This is a genomic window from Citrobacter sp. wls615, from assembly GCF_005281355.1.
Classification (GTDB): Bacteria; Pseudomonadota; Gammaproteobacteria; order Enterobacterales; family Enterobacteriaceae; genus Citrobacter; species Citrobacter werkmanii.
Genome location: NZ_SZXM01000070.1, coordinates 16,588 through 38,629 on the forward strand (window position 1 = coordinate 16,588; position 22,042 = coordinate 38,629).

The 22,042-nt window shown below is 50.5% G+C and carries 34 protein-coding genes; 12 read left to right on the top strand and 22 right to left on the bottom strand.

Going from position 1 to position 22,042, the window contains the following annotated elements:
* Nucleotides 1–8 precede the first annotated feature (8 nt).
* The 19 genes from rplF to FDX04_RS19370 all read right to left on the bottom strand — a co-directional run bounded on the left by rplF (nt 9) and on the right by FDX04_RS19370 (nt 9,787).
* Nucleotides 9–542: a 50S ribosomal protein L6 gene (gene rplF / locus FDX04_RS19280; protein WP_137361344.1), complete on the bottom strand. Its 534-nt coding sequence runs from the start codon at nt 540–542 to the stop codon at nt 9–11.
* Between the two features lie 12 nt (nt 543–554).
* Nucleotides 555–947, bottom strand: coding sequence for a 30S ribosomal protein S8 (rpsH, locus tag FDX04_RS19285; protein ID WP_003031127.1), 393 nt, complete (start codon nt 945–947; stop codon nt 555–557).
* A gap of 30 nt (nt 948–977) precedes the next feature.
* Nucleotides 978–1,283 (bottom strand): 30S ribosomal protein S14, encoded by a 306-nt coding sequence (gene rpsN / locus FDX04_RS19290; protein WP_003031125.1) that lies wholly within the window; start codon nt 1,281–1,283, stop codon nt 978–980.
* Between the two features lie 14 nt (nt 1,284–1,297).
* Complete coding sequence (rplE, locus tag FDX04_RS19295) at nt 1,298–1,837, bottom strand: 50S ribosomal protein L5 (RefSeq protein WP_003031123.1); 540 nt, start codon at nt 1,835–1,837, stop codon at nt 1,298–1,300.
* Between the two features lie 14 nt (nt 1,838–1,851).
* On the bottom strand, nt 1,852–2,166 hold the full coding sequence (gene rplX, locus FDX04_RS19300; protein ID WP_004106345.1) for a 50S ribosomal protein L24: 315 nt from the start codon (nt 2,164–2,166) through the stop codon (nt 1,852–1,854).
* Nucleotides 2,167–2,176: 10 nt separating this feature from the next.
* Nucleotides 2,177–2,548, bottom strand: coding sequence for a 50S ribosomal protein L14 (rplN, locus tag FDX04_RS19305; RefSeq protein WP_000613954.1), 372 nt, complete (start codon nt 2,546–2,548; stop codon nt 2,177–2,179).
* Between the two features lie 163 nt (nt 2,549–2,711).
* Nucleotides 2,712–2,966, bottom strand: coding sequence for a 30S ribosomal protein S17 (gene rpsQ / locus FDX04_RS19310; RefSeq protein WP_003031120.1), 255 nt, complete (start codon nt 2,964–2,966; stop codon nt 2,712–2,714).
* Nucleotides 2,966–3,157 carry a 50S ribosomal protein L29 gene (gene rpmC / locus FDX04_RS19315; RefSeq protein WP_000644742.1) on the bottom strand — a complete coding sequence of 64 codons (192 nt, stop codon included), beginning with the start codon at nt 3,155–3,157 and terminating at the stop codon, nt 2,966–2,968. The genes rpsQ and rpmC overlap by 1 nt, the downstream gene beginning before the upstream one ends.
* Nucleotides 3,157–3,567: a 50S ribosomal protein L16 gene (gene rplP, locus FDX04_RS19320; RefSeq protein WP_000941208.1), complete on the bottom strand. Its 411-nt coding sequence runs from the start codon at nt 3,565–3,567 to the stop codon at nt 3,157–3,159. Before rplP ends, rpmC begins: the two co-directional genes overlap by 1 nt.
* A gap of 12 nt (nt 3,568–3,579) precedes the next feature.
* Nucleotides 3,580–4,281 carry a 30S ribosomal protein S3 gene (rpsC, locus tag FDX04_RS19325; protein WP_000529945.1) on the bottom strand — a complete coding sequence of 234 codons (702 nt, stop codon included), beginning with the start codon at nt 4,279–4,281 and terminating at the stop codon, nt 3,580–3,582.
* Nucleotides 4,282–4,298: 17 nt separating this feature from the next.
* Nucleotides 4,299–4,631 (bottom strand): 50S ribosomal protein L22, encoded by a 333-nt coding sequence (rplV, locus tag FDX04_RS19330; protein WP_000448832.1) that lies wholly within the window; start codon nt 4,629–4,631, stop codon nt 4,299–4,301.
* 14 nt (nt 4,632–4,645) lie between these two features.
* Complete coding sequence (gene rpsS, locus FDX04_RS19335) at nt 4,646–4,924, bottom strand: 30S ribosomal protein S19 (protein WP_001138115.1); 279 nt, start codon at nt 4,922–4,924, stop codon at nt 4,646–4,648.
* 16 nt (nt 4,925–4,940) lie between these two features.
* Nucleotides 4,941–5,762, bottom strand: coding sequence for a 50S ribosomal protein L2 (gene rplB, locus FDX04_RS19340; protein ID WP_042312092.1), 822 nt, complete (start codon nt 5,760–5,762; stop codon nt 4,941–4,943).
* 17 nt (nt 5,763–5,779) lie between these two features.
* On the bottom strand, nt 5,780–6,082 hold the full coding sequence (rplW, locus tag FDX04_RS19345) for a 50S ribosomal protein L23 (protein WP_000617546.1): 303 nt from the start codon (nt 6,080–6,082) through the stop codon (nt 5,780–5,782).
* Nucleotides 6,079–6,684: a 50S ribosomal protein L4 gene (rplD, locus tag FDX04_RS19350; protein WP_000424395.1), complete on the bottom strand. Its 606-nt coding sequence runs from the start codon at nt 6,682–6,684 to the stop codon at nt 6,079–6,081. Before rplD ends, rplW begins: the two co-directional genes overlap by 4 nt.
* 10 nt (nt 6,685–6,694) lie before the next feature.
* Nucleotides 6,695–7,324, bottom strand: coding sequence for a 50S ribosomal protein L3 (gene rplC / locus FDX04_RS19355; RefSeq protein WP_003031117.1), 630 nt, complete (start codon nt 7,322–7,324; stop codon nt 6,695–6,697).
* 32 nt (nt 7,325–7,356) lie between these two features.
* Nucleotides 7,357–7,668 (bottom strand): 30S ribosomal protein S10, encoded by a 312-nt coding sequence (rpsJ, locus tag FDX04_RS19360; protein WP_001181005.1) that lies wholly within the window; start codon nt 7,666–7,668, stop codon nt 7,357–7,359.
* Between the two features lie 245 nt (nt 7,669–7,913).
* Nucleotides 7,914–8,138 (bottom strand): hypothetical protein, encoded by a 225-nt coding sequence (locus FDX04_RS19365; RefSeq protein ID WP_137361345.1) that lies wholly within the window; start codon nt 8,136–8,138, stop codon nt 7,914–7,916.
* A gap of 176 nt (nt 8,139–8,314) precedes the next feature.
* Nucleotides 8,315–9,787 carry a peptidoglycan-binding domain-containing protein gene (locus FDX04_RS19370; protein ID WP_137361346.1) on the bottom strand — a complete coding sequence of 491 codons (1,473 nt, stop codon included), beginning with the start codon at nt 9,785–9,787 and terminating at the stop codon, nt 8,315–8,317.
* A gap of 160 nt (nt 9,788–9,947) precedes the next feature.
* Here FDX04_RS19370 and gspC point away from each other — a divergent pair, with 160 nt between their 5' ends.
* The 12 genes from gspC to FDX04_RS24620 are packed head-to-tail and all read left to right on the top strand — an operon-like array spanning nt 9,948 to nt 20,614.
* Nucleotides 9,948–10,754: a type II secretion system protein GspC gene (gene gspC, locus FDX04_RS19375; protein WP_170972941.1), complete on the top strand. Its 807-nt coding sequence runs from the start codon at nt 9,948–9,950 to the stop codon at nt 10,752–10,754.
* The gene (gene gspD, locus FDX04_RS19380; RefSeq protein WP_137371355.1) at nt 10,755–12,695 is read left to right on the top strand and encodes a type II secretion system secretin GspD; all 1,941 of its coding nucleotides are present in this window, start codon (nt 10,755–10,757) and stop codon (nt 12,693–12,695) included.
* Nucleotides 12,692–14,167: a type II secretion system ATPase GspE gene (gspE, locus tag FDX04_RS19385; protein ID WP_137361349.1), complete on the top strand. Its 1,476-nt coding sequence runs from the start codon at nt 12,692–12,694 to the stop codon at nt 14,165–14,167. Before gspD ends, gspE begins: the two co-directional genes overlap by 4 nt.
* Nucleotides 14,164–15,363 (top strand): type II secretion system inner membrane protein GspF, encoded by a 1,200-nt coding sequence (gene gspF, locus FDX04_RS19390; protein WP_137371356.1) that lies wholly within the window; start codon nt 14,164–14,166, stop codon nt 15,361–15,363. Before gspE ends, gspF begins: the two co-directional genes overlap by 4 nt.
* Nucleotides 15,364–15,372: 9 nt before the next feature.
* Nucleotides 15,373–15,816 (top strand): type II secretion system major pseudopilin GspG, encoded by a 444-nt coding sequence (gene gspG, locus FDX04_RS19395; protein ID WP_137361351.1) that lies wholly within the window; start codon nt 15,373–15,375, stop codon nt 15,814–15,816.
* A 2-nt stretch (nt 15,817–15,818) separates the two neighbouring features.
* Nucleotides 15,819–16,319, top strand: coding sequence for a type II secretion system minor pseudopilin GspH (gspH, locus tag FDX04_RS19400; RefSeq protein WP_137361352.1), 501 nt, complete (start codon nt 15,819–15,821; stop codon nt 16,317–16,319).
* A complete protein-coding gene (gene gspI, locus FDX04_RS19405; protein WP_137371357.1) occupies nt 16,316–16,684 on the top strand; it encodes a type II secretion system minor pseudopilin GspI in 369 nt (122 codons plus the stop codon). Before gspH ends, gspI begins: the two co-directional genes overlap by 4 nt.
* The gene (locus tag FDX04_RS19410) at nt 16,681–17,262 is read left to right on the top strand and encodes a type II secretion system protein J (protein WP_137371360.1); all 582 of its coding nucleotides are present in this window, start codon (nt 16,681–16,683) and stop codon (nt 17,260–17,262) included. Before gspI ends, FDX04_RS19410 begins: the two co-directional genes overlap by 4 nt.
* Nucleotides 17,259–18,224, top strand: a complete 966-nt coding sequence (gspK, locus tag FDX04_RS19415; RefSeq protein ID WP_137361354.1) for a type II secretion system minor pseudopilin GspK — start codon at nt 17,259–17,261, stop codon at nt 18,222–18,224. The genes FDX04_RS19410 and gspK overlap by 4 nt, the downstream gene beginning before the upstream one ends.
* Nucleotides 18,225–18,236: 12 nt before the next feature.
* A complete protein-coding gene (gspL, locus tag FDX04_RS19420) occupies nt 18,237–19,361 on the top strand; it encodes a type II secretion system protein GspL (RefSeq protein WP_137371358.1) in 1,125 nt (374 codons plus the stop codon).
* Nucleotides 19,354–19,842, top strand: a complete 489-nt coding sequence (gspM, locus tag FDX04_RS19425; protein WP_170972942.1) for a type II secretion system protein GspM — start codon at nt 19,354–19,356, stop codon at nt 19,840–19,842. The genes gspL and gspM overlap by 8 nt, the downstream gene beginning before the upstream one ends.
* Complete coding sequence (locus FDX04_RS24620) at nt 19,829–20,614, top strand: A24 family peptidase (RefSeq protein ID WP_137371359.1); 786 nt, start codon at nt 19,829–19,831, stop codon at nt 20,612–20,614. The genes gspM and FDX04_RS24620 overlap by 14 nt, the downstream gene beginning before the upstream one ends.
* A 35-nt stretch (nt 20,615–20,649) precedes the next feature.
* Here the strand turns inward: FDX04_RS24620 and bfr are convergent, their stop codons facing one another.
* The 3 genes from bfr to FDX04_RS19445 form a co-directional block, all read right to left on the bottom strand.
* Nucleotides 20,650–21,126: a bacterioferritin gene (bfr, locus tag FDX04_RS19435; protein WP_137361358.1), complete on the bottom strand. Its 477-nt coding sequence runs from the start codon at nt 21,124–21,126 to the stop codon at nt 20,650–20,652.
* 71 nt (nt 21,127–21,197) lie between these two features.
* Nucleotides 21,198–21,392 (bottom strand): bacterioferritin-associated ferredoxin, encoded by a 195-nt coding sequence (bfd, locus tag FDX04_RS19440; protein WP_006687360.1) that lies wholly within the window; start codon nt 21,390–21,392, stop codon nt 21,198–21,200.
* Between the two features lie 185 nt (nt 21,393–21,577).
* Nucleotides 21,578–22,042, bottom strand: a 465-nt coding sequence (locus FDX04_RS19445; protein ID WP_042326251.1) for an EF-Tu/IF-2/RF-3 family GTPase, incomplete at its 5' end; no start/stop codon positions are given.

Here is a 22,042-nt window from a genome sequence, read left to right on the forward strand (position 1 = left end):
GTGTTACCTTACTTCTTCTTAGCCTCTTTGGTACGCACGACTTCGTCGGCGTAACGAACACCCTTGCCTTTGTAAGGCTCAGGACGACGGTAGGCGCGCAGATCTGCCGCAACCTGACCGATCAGCTGTTTATCAGCGCCTTTCAGCACGATTTCAGTCTGAGTCGGACATTCTGCAGTGATACCTGCCGGCAGCTGATGATCAACTGGATGAGAGAAACCTAAAGCCAGGTTTACTACATTCCCTTTGACCGCTGCACGATAACCTACACCAACCAGCTGCAGCTTCTTAGTGAAGCCTTCGGTAACACCGACAACCATTGCATTCAGCAGGGCACGCGCGGTACCAGCCTGAGCCCATCCATCTGCGTAACCATCACGCGGACCGAAGGTCAGTGCATTATCTGCATGATTTACTGCAACAGCATCGTTGAGAGTACGAGTCAGCTCGCCGTTTTTACCTTTGATCGTAATAACCTGACCGTCGATTTTTACATCAACGCCGGCAGGAATAACGACCGGTGCTTTAGCAACACGAGACATTTTTTCCTCCGATTAGGCTACGTAGCAGATAATTTCGCCACCAAGACCAGCCTGGCGCGCTGCACGATCAGTCATAACACCTTTAGAGGTAGAAACAACTGCGATACCCATGCCAGCCATAACTTTCGGCAGCTCGTCTTTACGCTTATAAATGCGCAGACCTGGGCGACTGACACGCTGAATGCTTTCTACAACAGCTTTACCCTGGAAATACTTAAGAGTAAGTTCCAGTTCCGGCTTGGTGTCGCCTTCAACTTTAAAATCTTCAATAAAACCTTCTTCCTTCAGCACGTTGGCAATTGCCACTTTCAGCTTGGAGGAAGGCATGGTGACCGCAGCTTTATTCGCGGCCTGACCGTTACGGATACGGGTCAGCATATCCGCGATCGGATCTTGCATGCTCATCTGTCTTTACTCCCGTGATTCAATTGGTAATTACCAGCTAGCCTTTTTCAAGCCTGGTACTTCACCGCGCATTGCGGCTTCACGCAGTTTGATACGGCTCAACCCGAACTTGCCCACATAGCCATGCGGACGACCTGTTTGACGGCAGCGGTTACGCTGACGGGACGGGCTGGAATCACGCGGCAGAGACTGCAGCTTCAGAACTGCGTTCCAACGATCTTCGTCGGTCGCGTTCACATCAGAGATAATAGCTTTCAGTTCAGCGCGTTTTGCGAAGTACTTATCAGCTAAAGCTACGCGCTTTACTTCGCGTGCTTTCATTGATTGCTTAGCCATTCAGTAACCCTACCTTACTTGCGGAACGGGAAGTCAAAGGCAGCCAGCAGAGCACGGCCTTCTTCGTCAGATTTCGCAGTAGTGGTAATGGTAATATCCAAACCACGCACGCGGTCGACTTTATCGTAGTCGATTTCTGGGAAGATGATCTGCTCACGGACACCCATGCTGTAGTTACCACGGCCATCGAATGACTTAGCGGACAGGCCACGGAAGTCACGGATACGTGGAACAGCAATAGTGATCAGACGCTCAAAGAACTCCCACATGCGTTCGCCACGCAGAGTTACTTTACAGCCGATCGGATAGCCCTGACGGATTTTGAAGCCTGCAACTGATTTGCGTGCTTTGGTGATCAGCGGTTTTTGACCGGAGATTGCTGTCAGGTCAGCTGCTGCGTTATCCAGCAGTTTCTTGTCAGCGATCGCTTCACCAACACCCATGTTCAGGGTGATCTTCTCGACCCGAGGGACTTGCATGACAGAATTGTAGTTAAACTCAGTCATGAGTTTAGCGACTACTTCGTCTTTGTAGTAATCATGCAGTTTCGCCATCGTACTACTCCAAATTACTTGATAGTTTCGCTGTTAGATTTGAAGAAACGGACTTTTTTGCCGTCTTCGAATCTAAAGCCTACACGGTCAGCCTTGCCGGTTGCCGCGTTGAAGATTGCAACGTTAGAAACCTGAATAGCAGCTTCTTTTTCAACGATGCCGCCTGGTTGGTTCAGAGCCGGAACCGGCTTCTGGTGTTTCTTAACCAGGTTGATACCTTCAACAATGAGCTTGCCGGAAGACAAGACATTCTTAACTTTACCGCGTTTACCTTTATCTTTACCGGTTAACACGATAACTTCGTCATCACGACGGATCTTCGCTGCCATGATTCGCTCCTTAGAGTACTTCTGGTGCCAGAGAGATAATTTTCATGAACTTCTCGTTACGAAGTTCACGAGTTACCGGCCCAAAAATACGCGTACCGATAGGTTGCTCGCTGTTATTGTTTAAAATAACGCATGCATTACCATCGAAGCGAATGACAGAACCGTCCGGGCGACGAACACCCTTCTTGGTGCGCACCACTACCGCCTTCAGCACATCACCTTTTTTGACCTTACCACGCGGAATTGCTTCCTTGATGGTGATCTTGATGATATCGCCGACGCCTGCGTAGCGACGGTGCGAGCCACCCAGAACCTTGATACACATTACGCGACGTGCACCGGAGTTGTCGGCGACGTTCAGCATAGTCTGTTCTTGGATCATTTTAGTGCTCCGCTAATGTCAACTACTACTGAGACCCGAAAATCAGGTCGTTAAAAAAGCCCCATATCGGGGGCGCGGCATTATAACACCGCTCAAACGATATGGGTAGAAAAAATAAACGGCTCATCGCTGAGCCGTTTATTCGTTGAGAATGCCTACTGTATTACAGAACGGCTTTCTCTACAACGCGAACCAGCGTCCAGGACTTAGTCTTGGACAGCGGACGGCATTCGCGGATTTCAACCACGTCACCAGTACCGCATTCGTTGTTCTCGTCATGTACGTGCAGTTTGGTCGTACGCTTAATGAATTTACCGTAGATCGGGTGTTTCACAAAACGTTCGATAGCAACAACGATGGATTTCTCCATTTTATCGCTAACAACGCGACCTTGCAGAGTACGGATTTTATCGGTCATTACGCACCCGCCTTCTCAGTCAGTAAAGTCTTAACGCGTGCGACATCACGACGCACTTGCTTCAACAGGTGAGACTGTTGCAGCTGGCCACTTGCAGCCTGCATACGCAGGTTGAACTGCTCACGCAGCAGATTCAGCAGCTCGGTGTTCAGCTCTTCAACACTCTTCTCACGCAGCTCTTTTGCTTTCATTACATCACCGTCTTAGTTACAAAGGTGGTTTTAATCGGCAGTTTCGCTGCTGCCAGCTTGAATGCTTCACGGGCCAGCTCTTCCGGTACGCCGTCCATTTCATACAGGACTTTACCCGGCTGAATCAAGGCAACCCAATACTCTACGTTACCTTTACCTTTACCCATACGCACTGCCAGCGGCTTTTCAGTGATCGGTTTGTCCGGGAATACACGGATCCAGATCTTACCTTGACGCTTAACTGCACGGGTCATAGCACGACGTGCTGCTTCGATCTGACGGGCAGTCAGACGACCACGGCCAACAGCTTTCAGACCGAAGCTGCCGAAGCTAACATCCGCGCCAGCAGCCAGACCGCGGTTACGGCCTTTGTGCATTTTACGGAATTTTGTACGCTTTGGTTGTAACATCAGCGACGCTCCTTATTTACGGCCTTTACGCTGCTGCTTTTTAGGTTGCGCAGCCGGTTTTTCCGGTTGTTCAACAGCAGCCATACCACCCAGGATCTCGCCTTTGAAGATCCACACTTTAACGCCGATTACACCGTAAGTGGTGTGCGCTTCAGAGGTGTTGTAGTCGATGTCAGCACGCAGAGTGTGCAGCGGTACGCGACCTTCGCGGTACCATTCGGTACGTGCGATTTCCGCGCCGCCCAGACGGCCGCTAACTTCAACTTTAATACCTTTAGCGCCCAGACGCATTGCGTTCTGTACAGCACGCTTCATAGCACGACGGAACATAACGCGACGTTCCAGCTGAGAAGTGATGCTGTCAGCAACCAATTTTGCGTCCAGTTCAGGCTTACGCACTTCGGCGATATTGATCTGGGCAGGAACGCCAGCAATATCAGCTACGACTTTGCGCAGTTTTTCTACGTCTTCGCCTTTCTTACCGATAACGATACCCGGGCGAGCGGTGTGAATGGTCACACGGATGCTCTTAGCCGGACGCTCGATAACGATACGAGATACAGACGCTTTAGCCAGTTCCTTAGTCAGGTACTGACGTACTTTAAAATCGCTGTCCAGGTTGTCAGCGAATTCTTTGGTGTTCGCAAACCAGGTTGAGTTCCATGGTTTTACAATACCCAGGCGAATACCATTAGGATGTACTTTCTGACCCATTGCTAGTCTCCAGAGTCTCAGCGATCGGACACAACCACAGTAATGTGGCTGGTGCGCTTCAGGATGCGATCTGCACGACCTTTTGCACGCGGCATAATGCGCTTCATGCTCGGGCCTTCGTCTACGAAAATTTTCGTAACTTTCAGATCGTCAATGTCAGCGCCATCGTTGTGTTCAGCGTTAGCAATGGCAGATTCCAGGACTTTCTTAACCAATACAGCCGCTTTCTTATTGGTGTAGGTCAGAATATCCAGAGCCTGCGACACTTTCTTACCGCGAATCAGGTCTGCAACAAGGCGAACCTTCTGAGCAGAAGAACGAGCATGGCGATGTTGAGCTAAAGTTTCCATCTCTTCCTCCTACCTTATTTCTTCTTCGCTTTTTTATCAGCAGCGTGGCCGCGATAAGTACGAGTCGGTGCGAATTCACCCAGTTTGTGGCCGACCATTTCGTCGGAAACAAATACCGGAACGTGCTGACGACCATTATGGACAGCGATGGTCAAACCGATCATGTTAGGAAAGATCGTTGAACGACGGGACCAAGTGCGCAGGGGCTTCTTGTCTCCGCTTTCCACCGCTTTCTCTACCTTCTTCAGCAAGTGCAGGTCAATAAAAGGACCTTTCTTGAGAGAACGTGGCATGGCTTATCCTCTAAAATTATTTGCTACGGCGACGTACGATGAATTTATCAGTACGCTTGTTGCTGCGGGTCTTCTTACCTTTGGTCTGAACGCCCCACGGAGTTACCGGGTGCTTACCAAAGTTACGACCTTCACCACCACCATGTGGGTGATCGACTGGGTTCATCGCAGTACCGCGAACGGTAGGACGAACACCACGCCAGCGTGCAGCACCTGCTTTACCCAGAACGCGCAGCATATGCTCAGCATTGCCAACTTCGCCCAGAGTTGCACGGCAGTCTGCTTCGACTTTACGCATTTCACCAGAACGCAGACGCAGGGTGACATAAGCACCATCACGAGCAACGATCTGAACGTAAGTACCAGCGGAACGTGCCAGCTGACCGCCTTTACCTGGTTTCATTTCTACGTTATGAACGGTAGAACCAACCGGGATATTGCGCATCGGCAGGGTGTTACCTGCTTTGATTGCAGCATCAACGCCAGACTGAATCTGGTCGCCAGCTTTCAGGCCTTTAGGGGCCAGGATGTAACGGCGTTCACCGTCTTTGTACAGAACCAGCGCGATGTTCGCGGAGCGGTTCGGATCGTACTCAAGACGTTCAACAATTGCTGGGATACCGTCTTTGTTGCGTTTGAAGTCAACAATACGATAAGCCTGCTTGTGACCACCACCGATGTGACGAGTGGTGATACGGCCATTGTTGTTACGACCACCGGATTTGCTGTTTTTTTCAACCAGCGGAGCAAAAGGTTTGCCCTTGTGCAGCTCTGGGTTGACCACTTTAACAACGTGGCGACGACCCGGAGATGTCGGTTTACATTTAACAACTGCCATTGTATTACTCCTCCGACTTACTCAGCGCCGCCGACGAAGTCCAGATTCTGGCCTTCCTTCAGGGTGACGTAAGCTTTTTTCCAGTCGCTACGACGACCGATACGCTGTCCGTGACGTTTAACTTTCCCTTTAACTACCAGGGTGTTAACGACTTCGACTTCGACTTCAAACAGTTTCTGCACAGCAGCTTTGATTTCTGCTTTGGTCGCGTCTTTAGCAACTTTGAGAACGATGGTGTTAGTTTTTTCCATCGCAGTAGACGCTTTCTCAGAAACGTGCGGTGCGCGAAGCACCTTCAGCAGACGTTCTTCACGAATCATGCCAGCATCTCCTCAACTTGCTTAACAGCATCAGCAGTCATTACGACTTTGTCGAAGGCGATCAGGCTAACCGGGTCGATACCAGTTGCATCGCGTACGTCAACCTTGTGCAGGTTGCGCGCAGCCAGGAACAGGTTTTCGTCCAGCTCACCGGTGATGATCAGCACATCTTCCAGAGCCATGTCTTTCAGTTTCTGTGCCAGCAGCTTAGTTTTAGGCGCTTCAACAGAGAACTTCTCGACAACGATCAGACGATCCTGACGTACCAGTTCGGACAGAATGCTTTTCAGCGCGCCGCGGTACATCTTCTTGTTAACTTTTTGACTGTGGTCCTGCGGGCGAGCAGCGAAGGTTACGCCACCTGAACGCCAGATCGGGCTCTTGATAGAACCTGAACGCGCACGGCCGGTACCTTTCTGGCGCCACGGCTTTTTGCCTGAACCAGTTACTTCAGCACGAGTCTTCTGAGCACGAGTACCCTGACGAGCACCAGCTGCATAAGCAACAACAACCTGGTGAACCAGCGCTTCGTTGAAATCACGACCGAAGGTAGTTTCGGAAACAGTCAGCGCGCTCTGCGCGTCTTTCAATACTAATTCCATTGCTATCCCCTTACGCCTTCACAGCTGGTTTAACGATCAGGTCGCAACCGGTCGCACCCGGAACACCACCTTTAACCAGCAGCAGGTTGCGCTCAGCGTCAACACGTACTACGTCCAGGCTCTGAACGGTTACACGTTCGTTGCCCAGCTGACCTGCCATTTTCTTGCCTTTGAACACTTTGCCCGGAGTCTGGTTCTGACCGATAGAACCCGGAACGCGGTGAGACAAGGAGTTACCGTGAGTAGCGTCCTGGGTACGGAAGTTCCAGCGCTTAACGGTACCAGCGAAACCTTTACCTTTAGAGGTACCGGTTACGTCAACTTTTTTAACGTCAGCAAACAGTTCAACGCTAATGTTCTGACCAACGGTGTATTCTTCACCATCTGCCAGACGGAACTCCCACAGGCCGCGGCCAGCTTCTACGCCAGCTTTAGCAAAGTGGCCAGCTTCCGGCTTAGTTACACGGTTAGCTTTTTTAGCACCGGTGGTAACCTGAACAGCGCGGTAGCCGTCGTTAGCCAGATCTTTAACCTGAGTAACGCGGTTTGCTTCAACTTCGATAACGGTTACTGGGATAGAGACGCCATCTTCAGTGAAGATGCGGGTCATACCCACTTTTTTACCGACTAAACCAATCATTGTATCAACCTCTCAATCGCTCGATGACCTGATTAACCCAGGCTGATCTGCACGTCTACACCGGCAGCCAGGTCCAGACGCATCAGAGCATCAACGGTTTTTTCAGTTGGCTCAACGATGTCAACCAGACGCTTGTGAGTACGGATCTCGTACTGATCACGCGCGTCTTTGTTAACGTGCGGAGAGATCAGAACGGTGAAACGCTCTTTGCGGGTCGGCAGCGGGATCGGACCACGAACCTGCGCACCAGTGCGCTTGGCAGTCTCGACGATTTCCGCGGTTGATTGATCGATCAGACGATGATCAAACGCTTTCAAACGGATACGGATTCTTTGGTTCTGCATGAGACCAGAGCTCCAATTATTTTATAAACGAAATAGTTACTCCTCAAACCCATTACGATTGATGGGAGAGTGTAACCGTTCTTACAGAGTTCCCCGATTGGGAACATTGTCTGGTATTGCTTTCGCAGTACCGGTGGCTCATATCGAACCGCTGTCAATATTAGACAAGCCCGCGCATTATACGCATTCAGTGGAGCATTGCAAGCGAACTGTGTTGATAATAACCAGATCGCTTCTGCGAATGCTTATTGTGCTATTTCAGCCATTGCCTGCTTTACCCGTGCCTTTAAATCGGCATGATCCGTGGCGTCTTCAGGTGCTGGATTTTGCATGTCAACTACGCTCTCCTCATGGGCCTCGTTCTGCTCATCAGTCTCTTCTTCTGTTTCGACTACCGCCGGAAGAGGGGTTTTCTTATAAAGATAATGTTCTTGCGAAAGCACATAATTAGGGTTAGCTAATTCCGCCATCTGAACTGGTGCCCGTTGGGATTGGAAATAACTCCCCATAGCCACCCAGAACGCAGCAAAGAGAAACCAGCTGCAACTACACAGTCCATACCCTCCAACGACGCGGGCAAAGCGCCACCAGCAGCGAGGTTCACATACTGCGGATAGTTGTTGACCCCGGCAATATAACTGAAACATTAATGCCCTTCTCCTTCCACAATAAGTTTGGGGCTTTCATCCAACGCCTGCCATAGTTTAATAAGCGAAAGTTGTCCAGCGATACCATCTGCAGTCAGCCCATTTTGTACCTGAAACTCACGAATTTTCTCCACCAACAATGCCGACCATTCTCCCGATTCATCGGCTTCAACGTTAAGTACTCGGCTAAGCATGGCATCCAGCCAGATAATATCTTCGACACTACTTTTTTTCGTAATCGTGGTTTTCCCTTCCGGCGTCATTTTCCTCATAATTGTATAATTGCCATTCCAAACCGTAGAGAACCACGCCAGCCTGAGATGCCAGGTCCTTTTTCCTGCCAGGGCGATCACATTTTCACCGCTGAAACCGATGACGACCACGGGGATCTTTTTATCTGCCACCTGCAGTTGAGCAATCCAGGGTAGTCCCTGATTTTGCAATTGATCCAACGTAGTCACACCAGATTCGCACATTAAATCGCCTCGCCATGCCTGATCGCACCATGCTTCCTTTTTATCGGTTTCATAACCCCAAACCTCGAACAGTAATTGGGTGGCGTCATTGACTGTCATTATTTTATCGCCAAGATCCACGGGCGTTGGGAGGAGCCCGGTCCTGTCAGCAAAAATATTACGCGGCAATTCCGGCAATAAAGGGGATAACAGCGCCCCGTTTTTCCATCCTGCAAACCAACATGTTCCGGCAATAAGAATAAGTGCAGATGCGGTGAGAACTCGCCGGCGAGGCGTCGGCAAGCAACGTAGCACCCATTTGCGCTGTTTTCGGCTGAATCGGGTAACGTCGATATCTTCTGCCTGTAGCGCCTGACGAATACACCATCCTGCCCGTGCCAGTAATCGCAGTTCTCCGCGAGTACTCCGCATAATTCTGCGTATAAAATGGGATGGAAGCAGATTAACCGCAGTGAGATCAATACCAGCATGGTGGGCAATCACCTGTCGGGCTTCTTCAATGCCGGGAGCGGGAATCGTCAACCATGATGGATGTCCAAGGTGTAATTTTCGTCGTTGTCGGGAGGTAAACATCCCTACAGTGAGAATATGCACCCCCGGTATTTGTGCTTTACCTTGCTGGATGAACTCCGCAAGCCCGTGTTTTATCCCGTGCGCATTTTCAAGAATAATCAGCAAGGATTCAGGGGGATTCGTTATTACCGTCGAACATAGCTCGGACCAGAGTGATGTCACAGGGAAAATACATCCAACCAAATTATTGTTTGGCTGATTATCATAAACAAGCGTCCAATCCCACCGATAGCCATTCGTGTTGATGGGGTTTAGAATAATTGTCCGCCCTGGGAATCGTTCAGCAATACCGTAAGCCAACACGGTTTTCCCGGATGATTTATCCCCATGTAGCACAACCCATCGTTCACGCTGCAATTCGTCAATTATATAACGAATAAGAATATATTCTCTTTCTGTATGAATATAAGCAAAATCATCCATGATTTATCATGCTCGTCTAAATGAATAATGTCATTATTCCTAAGTTAACCACACAAAATACAAACAACTTGTCATCGTGTTGCGGCGATCATATTATTCATTCCATTAGCAAATAAAACAATTACATTCGAATATTCTAACCATATTTAATCCGATGCTTATGTTAACACCTAAATATTTTCTGAAAAACGTGCTAGCAGGCCGTATTGTATATATTATCGTTATATTCATTAGTATTATTATCTCTTTTTGTTTTATTTACTCTATCTATATTAATTGGAACAAAAATAAAAACTATGTATATAAAATAAAAGCAGATAATCCACAACGTCAGGAATTGCCGCCCCTGAAGTTATCTGCTCAACCATTGGGTGCCACAACGCGGCCAGCCCGTCGTCAGCATACTGTCGACGCGTTGTCAGGTATCAAGTTAAGCGGAATTATTTTCAGCACCAATAAATCTGCCTCCCGTGCGATTGTCAAAGAGGGAGGACAGCAAACCAGCTATACGCTTAACCAGCCCCTCAACTCCTCTCCTGACTCGCGTATTACCGCTATCGATAAAAATCAGGTGACGTTTGACCATCAGGGACAGGAAGTCCGGCTGACGCTCCTCGAGGAATTACCCTCTTCGAGGCCGCAGGACAAAAAAGAGGACGTCCGTACCCACCAGCAGTTTGCGTTGGCGGACTTTATCGCAACCAGCGCCGTTCAGGAAAAAAACTCACTACGCGGATTGCGTCTTTTACCCCGTGATAAAACACATTCATTCACCGGAACCGAACTGCTGCCCGGTGACATTGCCGTGCGTATTAATAACCTCTCATTAACGCAGCAAGCCGATCTTAATCAGGCGCAGGAAGCGCTGAGTCGTCTGCAAATGGCGCAGTTCACCGTGGTGCGCAACTCGCTTCCCCGTTTAGTTAATGTTTCAGTAAATCAGTTCAAGGATGTTAAGGAAAATTAAATGAATGGACTCTTCCCCCGTTGCCGTCTGGCCGGGGTTTTAATAATCCTGCTACTGGCAACCGCCAGCGCGCCGGCAATGCCAGCTGATTATACCGCCAACTTTAACGGCGCGGATATTAAGACATTTGTTGATATTGTTGGGCAGAATATCGGTAAAACAATTCTCCTTGCCCCTGATGTCAGCGCGACCATCTCGGTCAGAAGCACTGACTCTTTCACCGAAGAGGAATACTACCAGTTTTTCCTTAGCGTGCTTGATTTGTATGGTTTTTCCCTCGTTACACTTGACAACGGCATTCTTAAAGTCGTGCGTTCTGACAAAATTAAAATGGCGCCGGGTCGACTCTCCAGCGACACCCACCCCGGCAAGGGCGACGAACTGGTAACCCGTGTCGTCTCGCTCAATAACGTGCCGGCTCGTGCATTGGCCCCGCTGTTGCGCCAGATGCTTGACGGCGGCAATATTGGCAACGTCGTCCACTACGAAGCCTCTAACGTATTGATTCTTACCGGGAAAGCGTCTACCGTCAATCGTCTGATTGAGGTGGCAAAGCGTGTGGACACGATGGGTGCTGAAAAAGACCAGATCATTTCGCTCAAATATGCTTCTGCCGTCGATCTCGCCGAAGTGCTCACTGAACTGTCGCGTGAAAGCGGTAAAGATGCAAAACCCACCACGTTGCAAACACGAATTGTCGCTGACAAGCGCAGCAATGCCCTGATTGTGAGTGGTTCGGATCGAGCCCGTGCAAAAATCACGCAGCTCGCTTCGCGTCTCGATACGCAGGAGCAGGGACAGGGTAATACGCGCGTCTGGTATCTGAAATATGCCAAAGCAGACAAGCTAGTTGAAGTCCTGACGGGAGTTTCGCAGAAACTAAAAGATGAGAGCGGGTCTGCAACAAAATCGGGGGGCAACACCTCCAGCAGCAGTAATAACGATATATCTATCAGCGCAGACGAACAGACCAATTCGCTGGTCATCACCGCCAACCAAAGCCAACTCCAGCAACTGGCTCCAGTAATTGAAAAACTGGATATTCGTCGCGCTCAAGTACTGGTCGAAGCCATTATTGTCGAAGTCCAGGATGGCAAAGGTTTGAATCTTGGCGTGCAATGGGCCAATAAAAACGTCGGCGCAACCCAGTTTACCAATACCGGCCTGCCAATCTTCAACGCCGCACAGGGCGTCAGGGAGTTTAAAAAGCAGGGAGGCATCACCAGTGATAACCCAGCCTACGATCTGTTCAGCGAATTTAATGGTCTTGCAGCGGGTTTCTTCAGCGGTGACTGGGGCGTGCTGCTGACGGCAATCAGTTCAGACAGTAAAAACGACATCTTATCCACCCCCAGTATTGTCACACTTGATAATAAAGAAGCGTCGTTTAACGTCGGCCAGGATGTGCCAGTGCTATCCGGTTCCCAAACCACCTCCGGTGATAATATTTACAGTACCGTTGAACGTAAAACCGTGGGAACCAAGCTAAAGGTTACGCCGCAAATTAACGAGGGAGACTCGGTATTGATGGAGATTGAACAGGAGGTATCGAGCGTTGATTCCTCAGCAAACTCGTCTGATCTCGGGCCAACCTTCAATACCCGCACCATCCAGAACGCGGTGCTGGTGAAAAGTGGCGAAACGGTCGTGCTGGGGGGATTAATGGACGACTCCAGCAAAGAAACGATCGAAAAAGTTCCGTTACTCGGCGATATTCCATTGGTCGGGCAACTGTTTCGCTACACCGATAATGAAAAAAGCAAACGTAATCTAATGGTCTTTATTCGCCCAACGATCATTCGGGATGACGATGTATACCATTCCTTATCGCAGGAAAAATATACACGTTTCAAGACGATGCAAAAAGAACGCGCAGAGAAGAGCAGTAAGCTACTGATCGGCGTTGATAACATTGATTCGCTGGATAACTCATCAAAATGAAACAGCGAATCTGGCTAAAAGCGCAACAACGCGGCGTAGCGATCCACAACGGCGAAGTCATCTACGCTGACAACACGCCGCTTGATAATTTGCTTGATGCCGCGATATTAACGACAGCGGACTGTACCTTCCGTCGTCTTTCCCCACAACAATTTGATGAACAGCTGGAGCTTATCTTCCAGCAAGATAGCGGCACGGCACAACTGATTGCCGAAGGGATGAATAATGCCGACGATCTCAACGCGCTTTCAGAAGAGATACCGACCAACGAAGATCTGCTCAACGAGCAGTCCGATGCGCCGGTTATTCGCTTGATCAACGCGGTATTAAACGAGGCTATCAAAGAACACGCCTCAGATATCCATATTGAGATCTTCGAAAAAACGATGAGCATTCGTTTTCGCGTGGATGGTGTACTGCATCCCGTCGTGCAGCCGAACAAGAAGCTGGCCACGCTGCTGATCTCTCGCATTAAGATAATGGCCAGGCTGGATATCGCTGAAAAACGCCTCCCGCAGGATGGCCGTATAACCTTAAAAATTGGCAATCGCAACGTTGATGTTCGCGTCTCGACTCTGCCTTCACAGCACGGGGAGCGGGTAGTGCTGCGTCTGCTGGATAAGAGCAGTTTGCGCCTGTCGATCGATAAACTTGATATGTCACTCGATGACGCGCAGGCGCTTAAGCAACTTATCACCCTGCCGCACGGCATTATTCTGGTCACCGGGCCAACGGGCTCCGGTAAAAGCACCACGCTCTATGCCATTCTGTCAGCGCTTAATCATCCTGAGCGCAATATTCTGACTGTTGAAGACCCCATTGAATACGAGCTGGAAGGCATCGGCCAGACCCAAGTCAACAGCCGCGTGGATATGTCGTTTGCCCGCGGACTGCGTGCTATTTTACGCCAGGATCCGGACGTTGTGATGGTCGGGGAGATCCGCGACGCTGAAACTGCCCAAATTGCAGTACAGGCGTCATTAACCGGTCACCTCGTACTCTCCACGCTACACACCAACAGCGCCAGCGGTGCAATCACACGTCTGCGCGATATGGGCATTGAATCTTTCCTGCTGTCTTCCTCGCTGGTCGGCGTCATCGCCCAGCGTCTGGTCAGACGCCTGTGCAGTGAATGTAAATCTCCCCGCCTAATGATCCCGCAGGAACAGCAGCTGTTGGATACGCACGGTATATCCGCACCTCATCTGTGGCAAGCCAACGGCTGTCCAGCCTGCCGACAGAGTGGTTATCAGGGACGTCTGGCGATACATGAAATACTGACTATCAGCCCGAAAATTCGCGCCGCCATTCATGGTGAGTTCAATGAACAACGTCTGGAACAGCTACAGGATCAACGGCACAGAAATCTGCTGACTAATGGCCTGCGCGTTGCCGTAGAGGGGCTTACGTCACTGGAGGAAATTCTGCGGGTCACCGCAGAAAGGGAGCAGCCACTGGAGGCTGAACAATGAAATTCACCTGGCAAGCAACCGATCTGCAAGGAAAGCCTGCTAAAGGCGTCGTTGAAGCCAATAGCGAACGTGAAGTGGTGACGTTCTTACGTACTCAAGGGCTGCTGCCGCTCGTCATCAGCCCCCAGCAAAAGTCGTTCTCAATCCCTCTTTTTGGCCCCCGACTCAGCCACAGCGACTTAACCCTCTTCACCCGCCAACTGGCGACGCTGATTTCGGCGGCTTTACCGCTGGATGAGGCCCTGGCGATCATTCAGCAACAAAAAGAAAATAAAAACCTGTCTGCTATCATTAATGAACTGCGTCAGGCGGTCCTCGAGGGGCAATCGCTATCCAGCGCAATGCAGAATCATCCTCATTTATTTGATTCCGTATTCTGCACCCTGGTTAAGGCTGGAGAAACCGTCGGACAGCTGGGTGCCGTTCTGGAGCGATTAGCTGATTTTAATGACACCCGCCAGCGAATGCGCAGCAAACTGACGCAAGCGCTGATTTATCCAACACTACTGACCACCGTCGCGATCCTCGTTGTCACTATTCTGCTGACCACCGTAGTACCCAAAGTGACGGCGCAGTTCATCCATCTCAAGCATGAATTACCGCTGACAACGCGCATTCTATTGGCCATCAGTCACTTCCTGTCCACCTTTGGTCCGGGAATTTTGCTCCTCATCGTGGCGTTATTCATCATGTTTTCATACTGGCTACGGCGTAAGGGAAACCGCCTGCGTTTTCATCGCTTCCTGATGACGTTTACGTTTACCGCCTCTCTGGTCTGCGCGATTAACAGCGCCCGCTATTTGCGCGCCCTGAGCATACTGAACAACAGCGGCGTACCGCTTTTACAGGGGATGACGCTCTCCGCGGAGGGCGTCAGTAACCTCGCTATCCGCCAAAGGCTCAGCGAAGCAGCGGAGAGCGTACGCCAGGGTAACAGTATTCACCGCTCGTTAGCGCAAACCGCCATTTTTCCGACCATGATGCTGTACATGATCGCATCAGGTGAAAAAAGCGGCGAACTAGGCGAGTTGATGCAGCGAGCCACGGACAATCAGGAAAACCATTTGCAAAACCGGATTGCCCTGGCGCTGGCGATTTTTGAACCCTCTCTGATTGTCATCATGGCCATGATTGTCCTCTTTATCGTGGTGTCAGTTATGCAACCTATTCTGCAACTCAATACATTAATGAACTAAGGAAGGTCTATGGAAAAGCCAATAAACAATAAACAGCGTGGCTTTACGCTGATGGAACTAATGGTGGTCATTGTGATTCTCGGTGTTCTGGCAAGCCTGGTGGTACCGAACCTGATGGGCAATAAAGATCGCGCCGATCGCCAGAAAGCCGTTACCGATATCGTCGCGCTTGAGAATGCGCTGGATATGTACAAACTGGACAACCATCGGTATCCCACGACTGAACAGGGAATGGAAGCCTTAGTCACCGCTCCAACGCTGACGCCGTTGGCTGAAAACTACAGTACGGATGGCTATATTCGCCGACTCCCGAACGACCCATGGGGTAATGACTACATACTGATTAGCCCTGGCGAGCATGGCGCTGTCGATATCACCTCTGCTGGCCCGGACGGCGAAGCTGGCACGGCGGATGATATCAATAACTGGGATAACGATAAAAAATCACGCTGAAAATGAAACAGCAGCAGGGATTCACATTGCTGGAAGTTTTGCTGGTGATCGTCATCATCGCCATGATGGCGGCAGGCGTGATCGCTTCGCAAAACTCACGCCTGAGCGCCACGGGAAGGCTCTCTCAACAGGCTGAGGCGTTCCGTCAGCAAGTTGAGTATGCCGCCGACTGGGCGCTACTGGAAAAATCCGCTATTGGTCTGAGAATAACGCGTGAGGGCTGGTCCTTCTGGCAGTTAAAAAAAACGTCCACTGGTGGCAAGACATGGCAAGAGGTGACGCACCATGAGGCGTTACGGCTGGCGGGCGACTGGCAAAGCTCGCGTCAGCCAACAATCACTCCACCGCCAGAGGGTAACTTGCCTCAACTCGTTATCACTCCCGATGGCGAGATAACGCCTTTTACGCTGAGCTTCAGGGATGAAGACAATGTCAGACTTATCGACATACAAAGCACTGGCAGCCTACCTTTAACCATCGCGCTTAGTGGAAAGAAAAAATGAACGCTAAGCAAAGCGGCATGCTGCTGCTGGAAGTTTTATTAGCCATGACGATATTCGCCACCGCGATATTGGCACTCATAACAAGCATGCAGTGGCAGCTTACGGCCATTCAGACTATGCAACAAGAAACGCTGGCGTTATGGAGCGCGGATAATACGCTCATTAATGCTCGTGGAAGTCAGTTGAGCACGGACAAAGGGACCGATCGACAAAATGCGCTCAGCCTTAGCTGGCAAATGACCGCCACGACGTCCGACGTCTCGCAAATACAGCAGCAACAGGTTGTCGTGACCCAACCGGATGGCCGGACCTCATCCCTTTCAAGATGGTCTCCAGTAGAGCAGGAAAAGGAGAGTAGTAAATGAGGCGGGCTCAGTGCGGGTTTACTCTGCTGGAAGTGATGCTCGCCATCGTGATTCTTTCAACCCTGAGTTTTCTGGCCGCCAGCGTTTTTTCCCAGGCAATGGAAGAGTATCAACGGGCACAAAACCTGACGCAAAAATTCAATGCGTTACAACGAACGGACCTGCTACTTGGCAATGATTTAATGCAACTGGTACCCAGAATAAATCGCCAGACCAACCAGGTCTTTCAGTCTGAAACTGAGGGTATGATCTTCAGCACGCAGTCGCTGGGCATCGACGCAGCGACACGGCCGCAATCCAGGCTGATTACCGTCCACTGGTATCTGCAGGATGGGGTTTTATTCCGCGCGGTCCGCACCGCGTCGGACAGCAAAGAAGAACGAGCGCCGAGGCCAATGCTGGAAGGTGTTACCCACTTCACGGCCAGAATACAGAATTCAGAGGATGGCAGCATCCCTGCGCAAGCAAGAGTAATACTTGAGTTCAAGTCCAGCGAACAAGTACGTCGTGATTACGTTTTGCCGGACTGGTTCCCTACGCGTCAGCAGGCCAGCGAAACCGCCGGAGCGGCAAAATGAAAAATGAACGCGGTTCGGCATTACTGATCACATTATTAATCCTGGCGCTAATGGCCGCGCTGGCGGCCGAATTAACCATCAGCTTCCAGACGCAGTTGCAAAGAAGCCGTCGGGTCAACGCCAGCCTGCAGGCAAAATTCGCCCTGCTTTATGCAGAAGCGCAGGCTGCTGCTAGCCTGCAATCCGAGTTGCTCACCCCAGGAAAGGGGTCGTATGGAAGTACTGAGCTGAGTGAAGAGGCGACGGTTTTCTGGCGATCGGAAGACCAGCAACATTGCTTTAATCTTAACGCGCTGGTCAATACACCGACGGAACCGCTCGCCACATTGCCCTATGACATCCAGGTGTTCTCCGCGTTACTGGAAAAAATCAACGTCGAAGGCGCACAGGCGGAAGAGATTATCCAGTCGTTGGCGGATTACATCGACGACGATAGTACCAAACGCTTGCGCGGCGCGGAGGATGAATACTATCAGCGAGCTAAAGATAAAGGTCTCGCCGCCAATCAGCTATTGCTGAGCGCCAGCGAGGCGCGGCAGGTACACGGCATAACGGAGACAATTTTCCAGGATCTGTCGCCGTTTATCTGTGCGCAGTTCGGCAACGTGGTCTCCATCAATATCAATGCCCTGACGGAGCAGGACGCTCCGCTGCTGTCAGCACTTTTCCTTAATGACATTAGCGACAACGACGCAAAAACGTTATTGCGTAAACGACCGACAGACGGCTGGGCGAGCGTGGACGCTTTTTTATATCAGGCGCAGCAAGACTATTCGGTGACGAAAGAATTAGTGGGTTCACTCAAAAAGCTGCTTACCGTGAGCAGCCAGTATTACCGCATTAGCGCCACGGTCCAGCAGGGCGATCTCAGCCTCGGCATGAATAGCTGGCTATTTTATAACGAGAAAAACAAAACGCTCAGGACTTACCTGCGCCAGTTAACCGCTGGCGAAGAGGAATAAAAAGGAATTTTAATGGCTTTCTCAACGTTGGTACTACACCCCATCTCAGACTCGCTGGAATGGGCAATTCATGATGAGCGCGGCTGCGGCGAAATACAGCGAATACCCGCCGGAGAGTCGCTGTCCACACTGCCACGCCAACCGGCAATTCAGCAGATCCATCTTCTTTTGCCCGTGGAGATGGCCACCTTCAGAAAGCTGGAGATCCCCTCCTCAGGATATGTGTTAACACCACAAAAGTTACAATGGCTGGCCGATGAAACGCTGGATGAATCATCGGCTACACTGCACTGGACAATTATCCAGCAGCAGGACAGCGATGTATGGGTCGCAGGCCTTGAGCAAAGCCAGCTTGAAGCTCAACTTTTACCGTTCGCGAGTGCAGGAATAAAAATCACCCACGCCATTCTGGATGCCCTGTGCCTGCCAATAACAGACGAGGGATGGACGGTACTACAAGATGAAAAGGGTTGGTTAGTACGCCCTCATGCAGGCCGCGGCTCGCGACTTAATGAACACTGGCTCACTCATCTGCTTGCCCACTACGCGCCGCAGCAATTGACCTGTTACGGCCCCCTGCCAGACTCGAATACCCGAGGTAATACCTACCCGGAGCACTCCATTCTGTCGGTATACGCCCCGGCGACAACAATAAACCTGCTACACGGTCATCTACGTTTGCCCATGGCTTCCCAACCAGGGAGCACGCACCTTAAACATCTGGCGTTGGGGTGTGCGCTGGCGCTGACGCTGATACCGCTGGTCTCACAAGTACTCCTCTACACCCAGCTACACTGGCTTGAGCAACAGCTGACGACTACTCTTGCTCAGGATTGGCGCAGCTATATTCCCGAAAACAGACATAGCGCGAATCTGCGAACGTATCTGCCAAAACAGTTGCAACATCGCTTTCCCGCCCCCGCCATTCTCCTGCAGCGACTGCAAAAAGGAATGGACAGTTTTCCGCAACTGGCGCTGAAAGGCATAAGTTACGATCAGCAACGCAACTCTCTGCAGATTTTTATGTATGCCAGCGATAAAAATCAGATTGAGCAGTTTATCACCGACAACGCAACGGGGCTGCCCTTACAGATTGAGAAGCAAGACCAGGGACTGTGGACATTACGCTATGAATAAACGTATCAGGGAGTGGCTACAACAGAAAAGCCCAACCGAACGGCGAGTCGCTATTCTGCTGTTCTTCCTCTGTATCGCCACATTTTACGGGTGCGGGTTATATCTTCCCCTCAGCCGCACCGTGGATGCCCTCCAGGCCCGCTGCGATAAGCTGCAACAGGATCTGATTTGGCTGGATAAACAGGCCAGAATCCGGGGGGTGCTACCGCAACGTTCACCCTCAAAGCCAATCGCCAATGTGATTAAAAAGGAGGCTGAACACTCGGGGCTCACCATCACGCTCGCGCAAAACCAGAGTGGCGGGCTGGACGTTACCGCTGACAGTATTAACGCTGGAGACTTTGCAGAGTGGCTGGATCGCCTGCAAAGAGTGCATCGCCTGGGCGTTGAAATTCTCGAATTTCACGCCAGTCCAGCCAGTGCCGGCAATATTACGCTGAACAAAATGACGTTAAAGGCAACCACGAATGATAAGCGCTGAAACAGGTATGCTCTTTGTGGCGATCGGCCTGATTGCCGGCAGTACGCTGGGAATGCTCACCTATCGTTTACCGTTGATGATTATGCATGAGGAAAATCCGACTAAAACGGGCGGTGCGCTGAACCTATGGTTCCCTGGGTCACATTGCTGTCATTGCCGACAACCTCTGCGCTGGTTCGACAATATTCCACTGTTGAGCTGGCTCTGGCTACGTGGAAAGTGCCGCTATTGCGGAAAAACGGTTTCAATTCGTTATCTGCTGTCAGAGCTGCTTTGCGCCATTGTCGCCCCGCTGTGTTATCTGTTCCACCCTAATGATATCGGGCTGGCTCTGGCACTGTTCCTTTATTTCTGGTTTGCGCTGGCCCTGTGTATTATCGATTTACGCTATCTGCTGTTGCCCGATAAACTCACCCTGCCGCTGATATGGTGCGGGCTGGTCTTCAATGCCTGTAGCGGATTCATCGACTGTCACGATGCCATACTCGGCGCGGTCGCAGGATATACCGCACTCTGGCTGGTTAATCAAATGGTCAGGTTAGTGTGTAAAAAAGAGGGAATGGGTTATGGCGATTTCAAGCTTTTCGCGGCGATCGGTGCCTGGAGCGGCTGGCAAAGTCTGCCCTATATTTTGTACATCGCGGCCATTGCGGGCATCATTTACGGCTTGCTGGCGATGCTTCGCGCCCGACGCCGGGTCTCTATCATCCCTTTTGGACCCGCGCTAGCCCTGAGCGGATGGGGATACTTTTGCTGGATGTCCGGGTTGTAGAGACAGGAAGGACTGAACGTCCTTCCTTGAGAGGTTTAATTTTCTTCGCGGACTTGCGCCTGAAGATAGTTCTGGATCCCGAGTTTAGTGATCAGGTCCAGCTCCGTTTCGAGCCAGTCAATATGCCCTTCTTCTTCAGTCAGGATCTCAATCATCATGTCCCGGCTGACGTAGTCATGAACGCTATCAGCATAGGCAATGGCTTCACGTAAGTCTTTCGCGCCATCCAGTTCGAGCCGAAGATCCGATTGCAGCATCTCTTCAACGTCTTCACCTATGCCTAACTTGCCAAGATCCTGTAGGTTTGGGATCCCTTCCAAGAATAAAATACGCTCGATGTATTTATCGGCGTGTTTCATCTCATCTATAGATTCATGGTACTCGACATCATTGAGGCGCATCAGGCCCCAGTTTTTGAACATTCTCGCGTGGAGAAAGTATTGGTTGATTGCGACAAGCTCATTTCCCAATAGTTTATTGAGATAATTTATGATTTTAACATCACCTTTCATTTTATAGTCCCTCCGCTTCCACTCTTAGAGCGTAGATGGGGCTACCGGGATGTCAAAAAAAAGAGTGTGACTTAGGCGATCTCTTTAAATTCTGGCATTTGAGTTAATTCATCCTGCATGACTTCACGGGCAGCGCGAATGCACTTACCACATTGATTTCCCACAGGAATAAATTTACGTAATTGCTGAAAGGACTGAGGTTGAAACTGGCGAACAGCCTGACGAATTTTTTTATCACTTATCGCATTACACAAACAAACGTACATGATCGCTCCCGTTCAATTTCTGCGCAAAGTGTAAATGAGAATAGTTATGATTACAATAGCACAACGCTATTTACGCGGCGGGAGAATGAATAAAAAATGCGAACAAATATGACAGCAACTAAACAGCAAGCAGCAAAAAGGGCGCCGAAGCGCCCTTTTTAAGCTCAAAGCTAATTAATTAATAATTAGCTCATTACTTTAGCAACAACGCCCGCACCTACAGTACGGCCGCCTTCACGGATTGCGAAACGCAGACCGTCGTCCATCGCGATCGGGTGGATCAGGGTAACAACCATTTTGATGTTGTCGCCCGGCATTACCATCTCTACGCCTTCCGGCAGTTCGATGGTACCAGTCACGTCAGTAGTACGGAAGTAGAACTGCGGACGGTAGCCTTTGAAGAACGGAGTATGACGGCCGCCTTCGTCTTTGGACAGGATGTACACTTCAGATTCGAACTTGGTGTGCGGCTTGATAGAGCCCGGCTTAGCCAGTACCTGACCACGTTCGATTTCTTCACGTTTGATACCACGCAGCAGAACACCAACGTTCTCACCAGCACGGCCTTCGTCCAGCAGTTTGCGGAACATTTCAACGCCAGTACAGGTAGACTTAGCAGTCTCTTTGATACCAACGATTTCAACTTCTTC

Excerpts from the sequence above, each read along its gene's own strand:
- rplE (WP_003031123.1), bottom strand. The coding sequence starts at position 1,837 with ATGGCGAAACTGCATGATTACTACAAAGACGAAGTAGTCGCTAAACTC.
- FDX04_RS24620 (WP_137371359.1), top strand. The coding sequence starts at position 19,829 with ATGATAAGCGCTGAAACAGGTATGCTCTTTGTGGCGATCGGCCTGATT.
- rpsS (WP_001138115.1), bottom strand. The coding sequence starts at position 4,924 with ATGCCACGTTCTCTCAAGAAAGGTCCTTTTATTGACCTGCACTTGCTG.
- bfd (WP_006687360.1), bottom strand. The coding sequence starts at position 21,392 with ATGTACGTTTGTTTGTGTAATGCGATAAGTGATAAAAAAATTCGTCAG.
- rpsC (WP_000529945.1), bottom strand. The coding sequence starts at position 4,281 with ATGGGTCAGAAAGTACATCCTAATGGTATTCGCCTGGGTATTGTAAAA.
- gspH (WP_137361352.1), top strand. The coding sequence starts at position 15,819 with ATGAAACAGCAGCAGGGATTCACATTGCTGGAAGTTTTGCTGGTGATC.
- gspG (WP_137361351.1), top strand. The coding sequence starts at position 15,373 with ATGGAAAAGCCAATAAACAATAAACAGCGTGGCTTTACGCTGATGGAA.
- rplX (WP_004106345.1), bottom strand. The coding sequence starts at position 2,166 with ATGGCAGCGAAGATCCGTCGTGATGACGAAGTTATCGTGTTAACCGGT.
- gspD (WP_137371355.1), top strand. The coding sequence starts at position 10,755 with ATGAATGGACTCTTCCCCCGTTGCCGTCTGGCCGGGGTTTTAATAATC.
- rpsH (WP_003031127.1), bottom strand. The coding sequence starts at position 947 with ATGAGCATGCAAGATCCGATCGCGGATATGCTGACCCGTATCCGTAAC.
- gspF (WP_137371356.1), top strand. The coding sequence starts at position 14,164 with ATGAAATTCACCTGGCAAGCAACCGATCTGCAAGGAAAGCCTGCTAAA.
- gspL (WP_137371358.1), top strand. The coding sequence starts at position 18,237 with ATGGCTTTCTCAACGTTGGTACTACACCCCATCTCAGACTCGCTGGAA.
- rplD (WP_000424395.1), bottom strand. The coding sequence starts at position 6,684 with ATGGAATTAGTATTGAAAGACGCGCAGAGCGCGCTGACTGTTTCCGAA.
- rplF (WP_137361344.1), bottom strand. The coding sequence starts at position 542 with ATGTCTCGTGTTGCTAAAGCACCGGTCGTTATTCCTGCCGGCGTTGAT.
- FDX04_RS19370 (WP_137361346.1), bottom strand. The coding sequence starts at position 9,787 with ATGGATGATTTTGCTTATATTCATACAGAAAGAGAATATATTCTTATT.
- rplP (WP_000941208.1), bottom strand. The coding sequence starts at position 3,567 with ATGTTACAACCAAAGCGTACAAAATTCCGTAAAATGCACAAAGGCCGT.
- rpsN (WP_003031125.1), bottom strand. The coding sequence starts at position 1,283 with ATGGCTAAGCAATCAATGAAAGCACGCGAAGTAAAGCGCGTAGCTTTA.
- rpsJ (WP_001181005.1), bottom strand. The coding sequence starts at position 7,668 with ATGCAGAACCAAAGAATCCGTATCCGTTTGAAAGCGTTTGATCATCGT.
- rplW (WP_000617546.1), bottom strand. The coding sequence starts at position 6,082 with ATGATTCGTGAAGAACGTCTGCTGAAGGTGCTTCGCGCACCGCACGTT.
- gspM (WP_170972942.1), top strand. The coding sequence starts at position 19,354 with ATGAATAAACGTATCAGGGAGTGGCTACAACAGAAAAGCCCAACCGAA.
- gspC (WP_170972941.1), top strand. The coding sequence starts at position 9,948 with ATGTTAACACCTAAATATTTTCTGAAAAACGTGCTAGCAGGCCGTATT.
- rplC (WP_003031117.1), bottom strand. The coding sequence starts at position 7,324 with ATGATTGGTTTAGTCGGTAAAAAAGTGGGTATGACCCGCATCTTCACT.
- rpmC (WP_000644742.1), bottom strand. The coding sequence starts at position 3,157 with ATGAAAGCAAAAGAGCTGCGTGAGAAGAGTGTTGAAGAGCTGAACACC.
- rpsQ (WP_003031120.1), bottom strand. The coding sequence starts at position 2,966 with ATGACCGATAAAATCCGTACTCTGCAAGGTCGCGTTGTTAGCGATAAA.
- FDX04_RS19410 (WP_137371360.1), top strand. The coding sequence starts at position 16,681 with ATGAGGCGGGCTCAGTGCGGGTTTACTCTGCTGGAAGTGATGCTCGCC.
- rplB (WP_042312092.1), bottom strand. The coding sequence starts at position 5,762 with ATGGCAGTTGTTAAATGTAAACCGACATCTCCGGGTCGTCGCCACGTT.
- gspK (WP_137361354.1), top strand. The coding sequence starts at position 17,259 with ATGAAAAATGAACGCGGTTCGGCATTACTGATCACATTATTAATCCTG.
- gspI (WP_137371357.1), top strand. The coding sequence starts at position 16,316 with ATGAACGCTAAGCAAAGCGGCATGCTGCTGCTGGAAGTTTTATTAGCC.
- gspE (WP_137361349.1), top strand. The coding sequence starts at position 12,692 with ATGAAACAGCGAATCTGGCTAAAAGCGCAACAACGCGGCGTAGCGATC.
- FDX04_RS19365 (WP_137361345.1), bottom strand. The coding sequence starts at position 8,138 with ATGGCGGAATTAGCTAACCCTAATTATGTGCTTTCGCAAGAACATTAT.
- rplV (WP_000448832.1), bottom strand. The coding sequence starts at position 4,631 with ATGGAAACTTTAGCTCAACATCGCCATGCTCGTTCTTCTGCTCAGAAG.
- bfr (WP_137361358.1), bottom strand. The coding sequence starts at position 21,126 with ATGAAAGGTGATGTTAAAATCATAAATTATCTCAATAAACTATTGGGA.
- rplN (WP_000613954.1), bottom strand. The coding sequence starts at position 2,548 with ATGATCCAAGAACAGACTATGCTGAACGTCGCCGACAACTCCGGTGCA.